The 14871-nt window shown below is 43.1% G+C and carries 9 protein-coding genes, 1 tRNA gene and 1 pseudogene; all 11 read left to right on the top strand.

Annotated elements, in window-relative coordinates; all coding sequences use genetic code 11:
* Nucleotides 1-300, top strand: a pseudogene (gene tuf / locus ACP7AA_RS03225) (elongation factor Tu); the annotation flags it as partial.
* Between the two features lie 410 nt (nucleotides 301-710).
* Nucleotides 711-786: transfer RNA gene (locus tag ACP7AA_RS03220), tRNA-Trp, on the top strand.
* Between the two features lie 51 nt (nucleotides 787-837).
* Nucleotides 838-1326: a preprotein translocase subunit SecE gene (secE, locus tag ACP7AA_RS03215; RefSeq protein ID WP_201628325.1), complete on the top strand. Its 489-nt coding sequence runs from the start codon at nucleotides 838-840 to the stop codon at nucleotides 1324-1326.
* A 71-nt stretch (nucleotides 1327-1397) separates the two neighbouring features.
* Nucleotides 1398-1928, top strand: a complete 531-nt coding sequence (gene nusG / locus ACP7AA_RS03210) for a transcription termination/antitermination protein NusG (RefSeq protein ID WP_201565495.1) — start codon at nucleotides 1398-1400, stop codon at nucleotides 1926-1928.
* 92 nt (nucleotides 1929-2020) lie between these two features.
* Nucleotides 2021-2452 carry a 50S ribosomal protein L11 gene (gene rplK / locus ACP7AA_RS03205; RefSeq protein ID WP_068405081.1) on the top strand — a complete coding sequence of 144 codons (432 nt, stop codon included), beginning with the start codon at nucleotides 2021-2023 and terminating at the stop codon, nucleotides 2450-2452.
* Nucleotides 2453-3154, top strand: coding sequence for a 50S ribosomal protein L1 (gene rplA, locus ACP7AA_RS03200; RefSeq protein WP_201565497.1), 702 nt, complete (start codon nucleotides 2453-2455; stop codon nucleotides 3152-3154). It begins immediately after the preceding gene.
* A 418-nt stretch (nucleotides 3155-3572) separates the two neighbouring features.
* Nucleotides 3573-4100 (top strand): 50S ribosomal protein L10, encoded by a 528-nt coding sequence (gene rplJ / locus ACP7AA_RS03195; RefSeq protein ID WP_201565499.1) that lies wholly within the window; start codon nucleotides 3573-3575, stop codon nucleotides 4098-4100.
* A gap of 125 nt (nucleotides 4101-4225) precedes the next feature.
* Nucleotides 4226-4597 carry a 50S ribosomal protein L7/L12 gene (gene rplL, locus ACP7AA_RS03190; protein WP_201565501.1) on the top strand — a complete coding sequence of 124 codons (372 nt, stop codon included), beginning with the start codon at nucleotides 4226-4228 and terminating at the stop codon, nucleotides 4595-4597.
* 855 nt (nucleotides 4598-5452) lie between these two features.
* Nucleotides 5453-9571 (top strand): DNA-directed RNA polymerase subunit beta, encoded by a 4119-nt coding sequence (gene rpoB, locus ACP7AA_RS03185; protein ID WP_201565503.1) that lies wholly within the window; start codon nucleotides 5453-5455, stop codon nucleotides 9569-9571.
* A gap of 188 nt (nucleotides 9572-9759) precedes the next feature.
* A complete protein-coding gene (gene rpoC, locus ACP7AA_RS03180; RefSeq protein ID WP_296173806.1) occupies nucleotides 9760-13980 on the top strand; it encodes a DNA-directed RNA polymerase subunit beta' in 4221 nt (1406 codons plus the stop codon).
* Nucleotides 13981-14284: 304 nt separating this feature from the next.
* Nucleotides 14285-14812 (top strand): DUF6586 family protein, encoded by a 528-nt coding sequence (locus tag ACP7AA_RS03175; RefSeq protein ID WP_426222624.1) that lies wholly within the window; start codon nucleotides 14285-14287, stop codon nucleotides 14810-14812.
* Nucleotides 14813-14871 lie beyond the last annotated feature (59 nt).

Raw genomic sequence — 14871 nt, 5'->3', positions numbered from 1 at the left:
CCAGGTTCAATCACCCCTCACACCAAGTTTGACGCTGAAGTATACGTGTTGAGCAAAGAAGAGGGTGGTCGTCACACACCATTCCTAAACGGCTATCGTCCACAGTTCTACTTCCGTACTACTGACGTAACTGGCGCAATCCAATTACAAGACGGTACTGAAATGGTTATGCCTGGTGATAACGTTGAGATGGGCGTAGAGCTTATCCACCCAATCGCTATGGACAAAGGTCTACGCTTCGCTATTCGTGAAGGCGGCCGTACGGTAGGCGCTGGTGTTGTTGCTAACGTACTTAGCTAAGCATTAAAGCACTAACGCTATCAGAGCAATCTGATCAGTTAAGCAGTAATAAAAAAGTCATCCTTGTAAGAGGGTGGCTTTTTTTGTGGGTGTAGAATAAGTGATTATAAGTGATTAAATATGAATGGTTGAAGAGTAGGGCTGAATAAGAAGATATTCCCATTTTAACTGTATTTATAAAAATAGGTTTTGAAAGGTGCTTACTATCTATTGTAATTCTTGACTGAGCTTGCTATATTAACGCTGCAGCTTATCAGCACCTTTTATGCTAAATATTTAAGATTATTATGCATATAAAGTGTTTAGATAATAAGGTTTCAGAATAGCGACATTAAGGCGATAGAAGAATTTTATTCCTAAATGCTTGCATTCTATGCCAAATATTGTATAATGCTGTCCTTTACACCCATAGGCGATTGGCTCAATTGGTAGAGCATCGGTCTCCAAAACCGAGGGTTGTAGGTTCGAGTCCTACATCGCCTGCCATCTTCTTATCACATCTTTGTCATACCCCACCATCTCCGAAGTGAGTTCTTTATGAGCAATAATCAAGATAACCTCGAGACTAAGTTATCTGATGCCAAGGCAGTTGCTGGTGGAATGCTGTCCAAAGATAAGCACGTTTCAGCTGGCAATCAATCGACTGCTGTTGAAGTTGCTAAAACTGGTTCAGTAAAAGATGTGATTTTGTGGCTATTAGCCGCAGCGATTTTAATTGGTGCAACGTTAGTTAATCAATACTTACCTGGCTATTGGCAACCTGCCAATGATGTTTGGGTGCGTATTGGTATTATCGCGGCGCTGGTTATCATTGCTTTCGTGTGCTTGGCATTAACAAATCAAGGTCGCGCTTTTAAAATATTATTAAAAGATGCGGCCGTTGAGCTTCGCCGAGTCACATGGCCAGGCAAAGATGAAACCTTCCAATACACATGGCAAGTGCTTGTCATGATTGCGATTGTTGGCTTCCTTGTTTGGTTATTAGATAACTTTTTTAATTGGTTCGTTGGTATCTTTATTGGTTAATGACGCGTATTAGTGTCATTTAAGCCAAAATTTACTCATAACGACTTAACTGTAATGATCAGGAGCGTGATATGCGTTGGTATATTGTCCAAGCGTTTTCAGGATATGAAAAGCAAGTACAACGTTCATTAACTGATCGTATTAATCGTAGTGACTTTGCTGATTCGTTCGGTGATGTGTTGGTTCCTACTGAAGAAGTCGTCGAAATGAAAGACGGCAAAAAGCGTAAAAGCGAGCGTAAGTTCTTTCCGGGTTATGTATTAATCCAAATGGAGATGAACGACAACACTTGGCACATCGTTAAAGATTGCCCACGTATTATGGGCTTTATTGGTGGCACGCCAGAGACGCCTGCACCTATTACGCAAGTAGAAGCAGATCGCATCTTAAACCGTCTGAACCAGACTGAAGCTGACCCGCGTCCTAAGACTCTATTTGAGCCGGGCGAAGAGTTGTTGGTTATCGATGGTCCATTTACTGACTTTAAAGGGTTGGTTGAAAAAGTGGATTATGAGAAGTCTAAGCTACATTTAACGGTAAACGTATTTAATCGACCGACTCAGGTCGAGCTTGAGTTTAGTAAAGTTGAAAAACTAGACTAAACCTGCCACAAATTCATCAACCGGGGAGCTGTTAGTCAATAAGGGTTATACCACATTGATTTGGCGCTATTACCCATAAAGGAGAGTATCTCATGGCTAAGAAGATTGATGGTTACATCAAACTACAAGTGCCTGCAGGCAAAGCAAATCCTTCACCACCGATTGGTCCAGCATTGGGTCAAAAAGGCGTGAACATCATGGCGTTCTGTAAAGAATTTAACGCTGCGACCTCAAACCAAGAGCCGGGTCTACCGATTCCTACTGAGATCACTGTATACAGCGATAAGTCTTTTACCTTCATCATGAAGTCGCCACCAGCTGCATACTTACTACGTAAGGCTGCTGGTATCGCTAAAGGTTCTGGTACACCAAACACCGCTAAAGTCGGTAAAGTGGACCGTGCTCAGTTAGAAGAGATCGTTAAGACTAAAGATGCAGATTTAACCGCTGCTGGTCTTGATGCTGCTGTCCGTACCATCGCTGGTACTGCACGTTCAATGGGTATTACCGTGGAGGGTGTGTAAATGAGCAAACTTACTAAGCGTCAAAAGTTAATCGCTGAGCGTGTAGAAAACGAAAAATTATACACTCTTGAAGAAGCGGTTCAAATCTTAAACGATTTGCCAGCTCTTAAATTCAAAGAGTCTATCGACATCGCAGTAAACTTGGGCGTTGACCCACGTAAATCTGACCAAGTCGTTCGTGGCGCTACCAACCTACCTGCTGGTACTGGTAAAACTAAGCGCGTTGCTGTATTTGCTCAAGGCGCTGCTGCTGAAGCCGCCAAAGAAGCTGGTGCTGACATCGTTGGTTTTGAAGACCTAGCAGAACAAATCAAAGCCGGTAACATGGACTTTGACGTCGTTATTGCTGCTCCTGATGCAATGCGTGTTGTTGGTCAATTAGGTACTATCCTAGGTCCACGTGGCCTGATGCCTAACCCAAAAGTTGGTACGGTAACGCCTAACGTTGCTGAAGCTGTAACTAACGCTAAAGCGGGTCAAGCACAGTATCGTGTTGATAAAGCGGGTATTATCCATACCACTATCGGTCAAGTTGGTTTCACTGCTGAGCAAGTTATCCAAAACGCTCAAGCACTAATCACAGATCTAAAGCGTGCTAAACCTGCTACTTCTAAAGGTACTTTCATTAAGAAAATCACCTTGTCTAGCACTATGGGCCCAGGTATCACCATTGATCCTGTTCCATATCGCACAGCGAAATAATTAAACATCTGCCTTTATTTGACGATTTCAAATAAAGGCTGCAAAAATATTTTAAAGAATTAGGTCAGCGTAGCAAACGCTATGCTGTCTAAGACCGTAGGTAGAAAGCGGTTTTGCGTTATTATTAATGATTTTCGGATTATTATTGATGGCAATGAGCTGCTTTTGTTAATCGACGACAGATGAAAATCTTAGTTGTCCTACGCAGACGGTGACCCACCCAGTTGTTGATAAGAGCCGATAGGCTAGTACCTGTATTAAAAATTAATATAAGCGCTAGGCTATCACTTGATGTCATTCTGATAACGGTGCCGTAATCAGTCGTTATGAGTGAATTCTTCATGGAATTTATAAATAACGTATCGTATCAAGTCAGTCTTAGTATGAATTAGATTGATTAGATTAAAGGAGTCAACTTATGGCATTAACGCTAGAGCAAAAACAACAAGTTGTGGCTGAAGTGTCTGAAGTTGCTGCTAATGCTTACTCAGCAGTAGCTGCCGAATATCATGGTATTGGTGTTGCAAAGCTTACTAAGCTACGCGAACAAGCCCGTGAGAAAGGCGTCGTTTTGAAAGTGGTAAAAAACACCCTAGCAAAACGCGCGTTTGAAGGCACTAAGTTTGAGAGCATGTCAGACCGTATGACTGGTCCACTACTTTTGGCTTTCTCTATGGAAGATTTGGGATCTGCTGCTCGAGTTGTTTTCGAGTTCAGTAAAGATAACAAAGCTTTAGAGACCAAATTGGTATCAGTCGGTGGTGAAGTTTATGGTCCAGAAGAGCTAGAGCGCGTATCGAAGCTACCAACTCGCGACGAAGCAATCTCTATCCTAATGGCTACTATGAACGCACCAGTTACCAAGCTTGTTCAAACTATGAACGCTGTTCCTAGTAAGCTTGTTCGCACGGTAGCAGCAATCAAAGACGCAAAAGAAGCTGCTTAATTGCTTGTTTTAACGTAACTTTGACATCGCCGATTGCACTTTATTGCCAACACTATTTGAAATTTGGCAAGCAATCCAAGCGATATTAAAACCAACTAAATTTTATCAGATAACGGAGAGTTCTCATGGCACTATCTAAAGATGATGTGTTAAACGCAATCGCTGAAATGTCAGTAATGGATATCGTTGAATTAATCAGCGCTATGGAAGAAAAATTCGGCGTAACAGCTGCTGTTGCTGCTGCTGCACCTGCTGCTGCTGGTCCTGCTGCTGCTGCTGAAGAAAAAGACGAGTTTGACGTAGTTCTTGCCAGCTTTGGCGAGAAGAAAGTTGGCGTAATTAAAGCCGTACGTGAAGCTACTGGTCTTGGCTTGAAAGAAGCGAAAGATTTGGTTGAAAGCGCTCCAGCTCCAATCAAAGAAGGCGTAAACAAAGCTGAAGCTGAAGAGTTGAAAAAGAAACTTGAAGAAGCTGGTGCAACTGTTGAACTAAAATAAGCTGAGCTTATCTTAGTGTTGTACAAAAAAAGCTGGTAATGCCTTGCATTGCTAGCTTTTTTTTATTATAATTCGTAGCTTGACCTTTTGTGTCTGCCAACATACGCATGCAACATCACGGTGGATACCCATCAAAAGGACAGACGATATACATGCAAGTACACTTAGTAGTTATTGAAATCAGTTAATATAAGCTAAACGTCGATCGATGTTTGGCATTTTTTTGTGTCTGCATGCTTTCCCATTAACGCTATAGTTTATACTGATTCTAAAAGTCATTGTTTCTAAAAGTTATAGTTACCCCAGTTACCATTAATTCCGAAAAGTTATAAATATTCGATTATCCATTTAGCATGGTTTTACTGTCAGTAAGTAGGCTCGTAGACGGTAGATATCAGCGACGATATTACTTATGATTGTAGCGGGTGAGTCGTTTGCTGTGTAGTATTAAAAAGCACCATTAAATAGCATGAAATTGAACTTAATACGCAACACCCTTGTTTGAGATATCGACAACGCTTTAAAGGTATCAATAACACTTTAAGTGAATTTATAAAGAGAATCAATAGTATTTAAAGACCAGTGCTTGGCCTTAAGTACTATAGAGTGTAGGGCATTGAAATTTACAATGCCAGCACCCATATAGGCATGTTTAGATGCCGATTTTACGCTTAAATAAGCTGGCTTAATCATGCACTATACGCGTGAATTAATCATCAGTCATTAAATGAGCATGAATAACCGTTTTATATTATCGTTTACGTCGCTAAGTTTGCATAGTATTAATATCAACTAATATTGATGCACGCTGGCCACGCTTTCAATTTGTTTCCACGTTTACTGTAAGGACTCTCGATGGCATATTCTTATACTGAAAAAAAGCGTATTCGCAAAAGTTTTGCTGAATTGCCTACTGTGATGGACATTCCCTATTTGTTGTCTATCCAAGTAGATTCTTATGAGCAATTTTTGCAAGAGCATAAAAAGCCAAAAGCTCGTGAGAATACTGGTTTGCAAGCTGCGTATTCCTCTATTTTCCCAATTGAGAGTCACTCTGGTAATGCTGAGTTACAATTCGTTGAATATTATTTAGGTACGCCTGAATTTGATGAGCGTGAGTGTATCTTACGCGGCTCGACCTTTGCTGCGCCGATGCGTGTCAAAATTCGCCTAATCATCAAAGACAAAGACAGCAAAGATAAAGATAGCAAAGCGGCAATCAAAGATATCCGTGAGCAAAGCGTCTATATGGGCGAGATGCCATTGATGACTGCCAACGGTACTTTTATTATCAATGGTACTGAACGTGTAATCGTATCACAGCTGCATCGTTCACCGGGTGTATTCTTTGACCATGATAAAGGTAAGTCGCATTCAAGTGGTAAGGTGCTTTATAACGCCCGTATCATTCCTTACCGTGGTTCATGGTTAGACTTTGAATTTGATGCCAAAGATTTGGTTTTTGCTCGTATTGACCGTCGTCGTAAGCTGCTTGCTTCTATCATCCTACGCGCTTTAGGTTTAAGCACGTCTGAGATCTTAGATTTGTTCTTTGATAAAGTGGCGGTTTATAAAGGCGAAGAGCAGTTTGAGATTGATCTGGTAGCTGACCGCTTACGTGGCGAGATGGCGCAGTTTGATATCGTGACGCCTGAAGGCGAAGTGGTTGTCGAGCAGGGCAAACGTATTAATGCTCGCCGTATCCGTCAGCTTGAAGAAGCGGGTATGACCAAAATCTCTATCCCTGATGAATACTTATACGAGCGTATTTTAGCGGAAGACATCGTCGTTAATGACGAAGTTATCGCTAAAGCCAATACGCTGATTGACCATGAACTATTGGTTAAATTAAGTGCGTTTGAAGCCAGTGAGTCTATCAAAGAATTCAGCATTCTGTTCACCAACGATATCGACCAAGGCAGTTATATTGCCGATACGCTACGTGCAGACAGCACCTCAAGCCGTGAAGAAGCTTTGATTGAGATTTATAAAGTCATGCGCCCAGGTGAGCCACCAACGGTGGAAACCGCTGAGAAGCTGTTTGAAAGCATGTTCTTTAACCCTGATCGTTATGACTTATCGAATGTCGGTCGTATGAAGTTTAACCGTCGTTTGGGTCTAGAGTTTGAAGATACTGATGACGCTGATATTCAACGCGGTCGTAGCGTTTTGACCAATGATGATATCGTTAACGTCCTAAAAGAGTTGATTGAAATTCGTAATGGTCGCGGCGAAGTCGATGATATTGACCATTTAGGTAACCGCCGTATTCGTTCGGTTGGTGAGATGGCAGAAAACCAATTCCGTGTTGGCCTAGTACGTGTTGAGCGTGCGGTTAAAGAGCGTTTAAGCTCAGCGGAATCTGATAACTTGTCACCACAAGATTTGATTAACTCAAAGCCAGTAGCGGCTGCGGTTAAAGAATTCTTTGGTTCAAGCCAGTTGTCACAGTTTATGGATCAGAACAATCCATTGTCAGAAGTGACGCATAAACGCCGTGTATCAGCATTAGGACCCGGTGGTCTGACCCGTGAACGTGCAGGCTTTGAAGTACGTGACGTACATGATACCCATTATGGCCGTGTATGTCCGATTGAAACTCCTGAAGGTCCAAACATTGGTTTGATTAACTCACTAGCAACCTTTGCTAAAACCAACAGCTTTGGCTTCTTAGAAACGCCATATCGCCGTGTGGTTGACGGTAAAGTAACAGACGTTATTGAGTATCTATCAGCGATTGAAGAAGTTGGTACTGTTATTGCACAGGCTGATTCACCAGTAACCGCAGAAGGCGCGTTATCTGATGAGATGGTCAGTGTGCGTAGCTATGGTGAATTCGTGCGTATGCCGCCAGAAAAAGTGACGCATATGGATGTGTCACCAAGTCAGGTGGTATCGGTAGCTGCTGGTTTGATTCCATTCCTTGAGCATGATGATGCTAACCGTGCCTTGATGGGTTCGAACATGCAACGTCAGGCGGTTCCTACGCTACGTGCTGATAAGCCGTTAGTAGGTACAGGTATGGAGCGTCACGTTGCGCGTGACTCTGGTGTTTGTGTTATCGCTAAGCGTGGCGGTGTAATCGAAGACGTTGATGCCTCACGTGTTGTGGTCCGTGTTAATGAAGATGAGATGGTCGCTGGTGAAGCGGGTATTGATATCTATAACCTCGTTAAATATACGCGTTCTAACCAAAACACTTGTATCAACCAACGTATTATTGTTAACCAAGGCGACGAGATTGCTGTAGGTGATATCTTGGCTGATGGTCCTTCAACGGATCTTGGCGAGTTGGCACTGGGTCAGAACATTCGCATCGCATTTATGCCTTGGAATGGTTACAACTTCGAAGATTCGATTTTGCTATCTGAAAAAGTGGTGAAAGAAGATCGTTTCACGACCATTCATATTCAAGAATTGACGTGTGTGGCACGTGATACCAAGCTTGGAACAGAAGAAATTACTGCTGATATTCCAAACGTTGGTGAAGCGGCGCTATCAAGCCTTGATGAAGCAGGTATCGTTTATATCGGTGCTGAAGTAGATGCGGGTGATATCTTAGTTGGTAAAGTCACGCCAAAAGGTGAGACGCAACTGACGCCAGAAGAGAAACTACTACGGGCTATCTTTGGTGAAAAGGCTGCTGATGTTAAAGATACGTCGCTACGTGTTCCAACATCAAGCAAAGGTACGGTTATTGACGTGCAAGTCTTTACCCGTGACGGCGTTGAAAAAGATGCGCGTGCAAAAGCAATTGAAAAATCACAGCTTGATAGCTACCGTAAAGATTTAAAAGAAGAGCTACGCATCTTTGAAGAAGCAGCTCGTGGTCGTATCGCAAGCTTGCTTGACGGTCAAAAAGTCAGTGGCGGTTCTGGTCTAAAAGCCGGTACAGTGATGGCATTGGCTGATATGAAAGACATGAGCCTTGAGACTTTGCTTGATATCCAACCGGTTGAAGAAGAAATCTCTGAGCGTCTAACGCAAATCGCTGATTACTTGGTCGATAAGCAAAAAGACATCGATGTTAAATTTGCCGAGAAAAAACGCAAATTGACCGCTGGTGATGATTTACAACATGGCGTACAAAAAATCGTTAAAGTATATCTAGCGGTTAAGCGTCGTATTCAGCCTGGTGATAAAATGGCTGGTCGTCATGGTAACAAAGGTGTGGTATCGCGCATTATGCCGGTTGAAGACATGCCTTATGACGAACATGGTAATACCGTTGATATCGTCTTGAACCCACTCGGTGTACCATCGCGTATGAACATCGGTCAGGTTCTAGAGACTCACTTAGGTATGGCAGCAAAAGGCTTGGGCGAAAAGATTGATGGTATGCTCAAAGCACAAGCAGCGATTAAAGATTTGCGTGATTTCTTAGACCAAATCTATAACAAAGTGGGCGGCGAGCAAGTGGATCTTGATAGTTTAAGTGATGATGACATCATGGCGCTAGCGGACAACTTACGCGGCGGTGTACCGATGGGCACAGCAGTATTTGATGGTGCTCATGAGCATCAAGTCAAAGACTTGCTAGAGCTTGCTGGTATGGCGCGTGATGGTCAGCAGACCTTGTATGACGGTCGTACTGGTCAGAAGTTTGACCGCCAAGTAACGGTCGGTTATATGTATATGCTGAAACTTAACCACTTGGTTGATGACAAAATGCATGCGCGTTCTACTGGTTCTTACTCATTAGTGACGCAGCAGCCACTTGGTGGTAAAGCACAGTTTGGTGGTCAGCGCTTCGGTGAGATGGAAGTCTGGGCACTAGAAGCATATGGCGCGACTTATACCTTGCAAGAGATGCTGACGGTGAAGTCGGATGACGTTGAAGGCCGTACCCGTATGTACAAAAACATCGTCGATGGTGAGCAATATATGGATCCAGGTATGCCTGAATCGTTTAACGTGTTGACCAAAGAAATCAAATCACTGGGTATCAATATTGAGTTAAAGCAAACCCATTAAGCACGGCTGACTGAAGCTACCTTTAACATAGCTTTAGTTAATTATTATCCTTAGTGGTCAATCTAGAAGCAGTACGCGCATAGCTGCTGCTTTTAGTGATTTGTCTCAACCCTATTCATTGCCTTCATTCATCTTAGCCGCGCTCCTAGCACGCTGTCAGATGATTATAAAGATAACGGAGAAGCAACTTGAAAGATTTACTCGATATCATGCAAAGCCCTACCGGCAACGGTAACCAAGAGTTTGATAGTATTCAAATTACCTTAGCCTCACCTGACGTGATCAAATCATGGTCACATGGTGAAGTTAAAAAACCAGAAACGATTAACTATCGTACGTTTAAGCCTGAGCGTGATGGTCTGTTCTGTGCCAAAATCTTTGGCCCAGTAAAAGACTTTGAGTGTTTATGTGGTAAATACAAACGCCGTAAGTTCCAAGGCGTTATTTGTGAAAAATGTGGCGTTGAAGTCACGACTGCTAAAGTACGTCGCGATCGCATGGGTCATATTGACTTAGCCAGCCCTGTTGCGCATATTTGGTTCTTAAAATCATTACCAAGCCGTATCGGTCTATTGCTAGACATGACGCTTCGTGATATCGAACGCGTCCTATATTTTGAAAGCTATATCGTCACAGAACCTGGTCTGACTTCTTTAGAAAAGTATCAGCTGCTTGATGATGAAGATTATTATAAAGCGCTTGAAGAGTTTGGCGATGAATTCACTGCCAAAATGGGTGCTGAAGCCGTTCAAGACCTATTAAAAGACATCGATTTAGATATCGAGATTGATGAGCTGCGTGAAGCAATTCCGCAAACCGGTTCTGAAACCAAGCTTAAAAAGATGTCTAAGCGTCTTAAGTTATTAGAAGCCTTCCGTGATTCTCATAACAAGCCTGAGTGGATGGTAATGAATATCTTACCAGTACTACCACCAGATTTGCGTCCGCTAGTACCACTAGAAGGCGGCCGTTTTGCGACCTCAGATCTAAACGATTTATATCGCCGCGTGATTAACCGTAACAACCGTCTAAAGCGTCTATTAGAGCTAAGCGCCCCTGATATCATCGTACGTAACGAAAAACGTATGTTGCAAGAATCAGTCGATGCCTTGCTTGATAACGGTCGTCGCGGTCGTGCGATTACCGGTAGTAACAAGCGTCCATTGAAATCTTTGGCAGATATGATCAAAGGTAAGCAAGGTCGTTTCCGTCAAAACTTACTTGGTAAGCGTGTTGACTACTCTGGTCGTTCGGTCATCGTTGTAGGTCCTACGCTACGTCTACATCAGTGTGGTCTACCGAAAAAAATGGCACTTGAATTGTTTAAGCCATTTACTTATAACAAACTATTGTCTCATGGTTTAGCAACGACGATTAAAGCTGCTAAAAAGATGGTAGAGCGTGAAGAGCCACAAGTGTGGGATATGCTGGCCATGGTTATCCGTGAGCATCCAGTACTCTTGAACCGTGCGCCAACGCTTCACCGTTTGGGTCTACAAGCATTTGAGCCAGTATTGATTGAAGGTAAAGCCATCCAGCTGCATCCTCTAGTCTGTACCGCGTTCAACGCCGACTTTGATGGTGACCAAATGGCCGTTCACGTGCCATTGACCCTAGAAGCGCAGCTTGAATCACGTGCATTGATGATGTCGACCAACAATATCTTGTCGCCTGCTAACGGTGATCCAATCATCGTACCATCACAAGACGTTGTATTGGGTCTTTACTACATCAGCCGTTCGTCAATCAATTCTAAAGGCGAGGGCATGATTTTTGCCACCGTTAATGAAGCATTGCGTGCGATTGGTTCAAACGATTTGCATGTAAACGCCAAAATTAAAGTACGTGTGACTGAAACTCATGTCGACGAAGAAGGTAATGAGACTAAAGAAGTCAAGTTACAAGATACCGTCGCTGGTCGTCTACTTATCTGGAACATCATGCCTAAAGGCATGTCGTTCGATGAGTGTAATGAAGAGATGACGAAGAAAAACATCTCTAAATTGATCAACTCTTGCTACCGTAAAGTTGGCGTAAAAGAAAGTGTTATGTTTGCTGACCAATTGATGTACCTTGGTTTTGCTCAAGCAACACTGTCTGGCGTGTCTATCGGTATCGATGATATGGTCATTCCGCCAAGCAAAGTACAAATCATTGAAACCGCAGAAGCGGAAGTTCGCGAGATTGAAGATCAATTCGAGCAAGGTTTCGTGACTGCGGGTGAGCGTTATAACAAAGTTGTCGATATCTGGTCACGTACCAACGATAAAGTCGCGAAAGCGATGATGGACAACTTAGCGACTGATAAAATCATGAATGCTAAAGGTGAAGAAGAAGAGCAGAAGTCCTTTAACTCTATCTTTATCATGTCAGATTCTGGTGCTCGTGGTAGTGCGGCACAGATTCGTCAGTTGGCAGGTATGCGTGGTTTGATGGCAAAACCGGATGGCTCAATCATTGAGACGCCGATTAAAGCTAACTTCCGTGAAGGTTTGACGGTACTTCAGTACTTTATCTCAACGCATGGTGCCCGTAAAGGTCTTGCGGATACCGCACTGAAAACCGCTAACTCGGGTTACTTGACCCGTCGTTTGGTTGACGTGGCACAAGATTTGGTTATTACCAGTGAAGACTGTGGTACTGAGCAAGGCTTGCTCATGAAGCCGCATATTCAAGGTGGTGAAATCATTGAGAAGCTCGGTGAGCTCGTACTTGGCCGTGTGACCGCTCGTGATGTAACGTATAACGATGATGCTGATAAAGTATTGATTCCAGCGGGTACATTAATCGATGAGCATTGGGTAAATGTGCTTGATAACAACGCGATTGATGATATCTGGGTACGTTCGGTTATTACTTGTGATATCGAACATGGCGTTTGTTCACAGTGTTATGGTCGTGACCTTGCCCGTGGTCATAAAGTCAATATCGGCGAGTCAGTCGGTGTTATGGCAGCCCAGTCTATCGGTGAACCTGGTACTCAGTTAACGATGCGTACTTTCCACGTTGGTGGGGCAGCAAGTTCTGCTTCTGTGGACAACAGCATTTCAGCACGTAATGCTGGTCAAGTGCACTTTGAGAACATGAAAACAGTGCAACATACCGATGGTCACTTGGTTATCGTGTCGCGTTCAGCTGAACTGGCATTGACTGATGAGCTTGGCCGTGAGCGTGAGCGCTATAAAGTTCCTTATGGTTCAAGCGTGCTTGTGAAAAACGAAGAGCAGGTCGAAGGCGGTCAGACTATCGCTAAATGGGATCCGCACACGCATCCAATTATCACAGAATTTGCTGGTACTGCACGCTTCAGTGACATCACTGATGGTATGACAGCGACGGTAAAAGTTGATGATGCAACCGGTATGAGCTCGTTTGAGATTCTAGCGACTCGTGACCGTTCAAGCTCAGCCAAAGACTTACGTCCGGCGATTATCTTGAACACTGACGAAGGTAAAGAAGTGGTTTACTTCTTACCAGCTGAAACCATCATTCGCGTTAGCGACGGTGAAAAAGTAGCAGCCGGTTCGATCCTAGGTCGTGTACCACAAGCATCATCAGGTACTAAAGACATTACCGGTGGTCTACCACGTGTTGCTGACTTATTTGAAGCACGTCGTCCGAAAGATCATGCCATCATGGCAGAGATGTCGGGTGTAGTAAGCTTCGGTAAAGAAACCAAAGGTAAAAACCGCTTCATTATCACCAATGAAGATGGTGAGATTCATGAAGAGCTGATCCCGAAATGGCGTCAAATCAACGTCTTTGAAAACGAGACGGTTGCTCGTGGTGAGGTTATCGCTGATGGTCCACAAAACCCGCACGATATCCTACGTCTGAAAGGACAAACCGCGCTTGCTGACTATATCGTTAACGAAGTACAGGACGTATACCGCTTGCAGGGCGTAAAAATCAACGATAAGCACATCGAAGTTATCATTCGTCAGATGCTGCGTAAAGTTGAAGTAACGGACGGCGGCGATTCAAGCCACTTTAAAGGCGATCAGGTCGAATACGCTGATATCAAAGCCTTGAATGCTAAACTAGAAGCGGAAGATAAATTCCCAGTACAGTATGAGCGTCAATTACTTGGTATTACCAAAGCAAGTCTGGCAACAGAAAGCTTTATCTCAGCGGCGTCGTTCCAGGAAACCACTCGTGTTCTAACTGCGGCTGCCGTAACTGGTAAAGTGGATGAGCTACGTGGTCTGAAAGAAAACGTTGTTGTTGGTCGCTTGATTCCTGCCGGTACTGGTCTTGCTTATCATAAAGCCCGTAAAGAAAAAGCGGAGCAAAAACTGCAAGATAAAGACTTGAATGCAGCGTTTGATATGACAGCCAGCACTGATAGCAAAGACTTTGCAAGCTTTGATGAAGCGTTTGCCCAAGAGCTTAACCAAGGCAATCACTAATCTAAATAACGCTTAGTTGTTTCCTTAATAAAAAAGCCAGCCTAAGTTGCTGGCTTTTTTGTGGCTTAAAGAAAATAAATCAGGTAAATTATTTGTTTAGAATGTGACTTCAGAAAATAGTACACTGCTATATAGATGGTTTTTTAAATGCTTCTAAATATATGCTTCTAAATAAATGTCTTAATCGCAAAACAAAGCTTATTAAGCAATTTTACTTATTCATGTAAAAGCTGTTTAAAAGACCTATTATTATAATCGTAATACCTATTAAACAAATCATTCACTAAATAACAAGGATAGGCGCATGGCAGGTAAGACTCGCGTTGCCAAATACCAAGCTGACCGTACCAATCAAAAGCTGTATTTTTGTCGTTTGGCTTGTCAGGCGGCAGCTAATACTAACGATAAACAGCTCTATCAAGCCCATTGTGAAACGGCCATTTTTCACCTATATGGGACATATCTTGCTTTTGTACAAGAACTTGGGCATTTTTATGGTTTAAGTATGACAGCGCCAACCTTAGCAGATATTGAAGAAGCACTAAGCGCCCGTACCCAAGTATCGCCTGAAGTGCAGCGCTTGCAACAATTACAGCAACAAGGTTTTTTAGCCAATATAGAGCATGCTTATCAGCGCTGTTTGTACGCGGTATTGCCTGATAATGTTATCGATGAGAAGACGGGTAGTGAGATAAAAGAAGTGCCTGATTTGATTGTAAATGTTGTAACTTTATCGAATCAGTGGTTGCCAGACGAAGCAACCATACGTGAATGGCGTCAGCAGTTTGCGGAGCTGATTGAGCAGCTACGCGCTGGTATGGTAGAGTTTTAATATCATCATCAGCTTTTTTCATTAACTCGCTTTAACCTTACAAATTCGCCTTAACTTCA

Source organism: Psychrobacter sp. DWR1-2-3 (assembly GCF_049896465.1).
GTDB classification, from domain to species: domain Bacteria; phylum Pseudomonadota; class Gammaproteobacteria; order Pseudomonadales; family Moraxellaceae; genus Psychrobacter; species Psychrobacter maritimus.
The sequence above is the reverse complement of the archived record's forward strand: the minus strand, read 5'-3'. Positions and strand labels throughout refer to the sequence as shown.

Excerpts from the sequence above, each read along its gene's own strand:
- secE (WP_201628325.1), top strand. The coding sequence starts at position 838 with ATGAGCAATAATCAAGATAACCTCGAGACTAAGTTATCTGATGCCAAG.
- nusG (WP_201565495.1), top strand. The coding sequence starts at position 1,398 with ATGCGTTGGTATATTGTCCAAGCGTTTTCAGGATATGAAAAGCAAGTA.
- rplK (WP_068405081.1), top strand. The coding sequence starts at position 2,021 with ATGGCTAAGAAGATTGATGGTTACATCAAACTACAAGTGCCTGCAGGC.
- rplA (WP_201565497.1), top strand. The coding sequence starts at position 2,453 with ATGAGCAAACTTACTAAGCGTCAAAAGTTAATCGCTGAGCGTGTAGAA.
- rplJ (WP_201565499.1), top strand. The coding sequence starts at position 3,573 with ATGGCATTAACGCTAGAGCAAAAACAACAAGTTGTGGCTGAAGTGTCT.
- rplL (WP_201565501.1), top strand. The coding sequence starts at position 4,226 with ATGGCACTATCTAAAGATGATGTGTTAAACGCAATCGCTGAAATGTCA.
- rpoB (WP_201565503.1), top strand. The coding sequence starts at position 5,453 with ATGGCATATTCTTATACTGAAAAAAAGCGTATTCGCAAAAGTTTTGCT.
- ACP7AA_RS03175 (WP_426222624.1), top strand. The coding sequence starts at position 14,285 with ATGGCAGGTAAGACTCGCGTTGCCAAATACCAAGCTGACCGTACCAAT.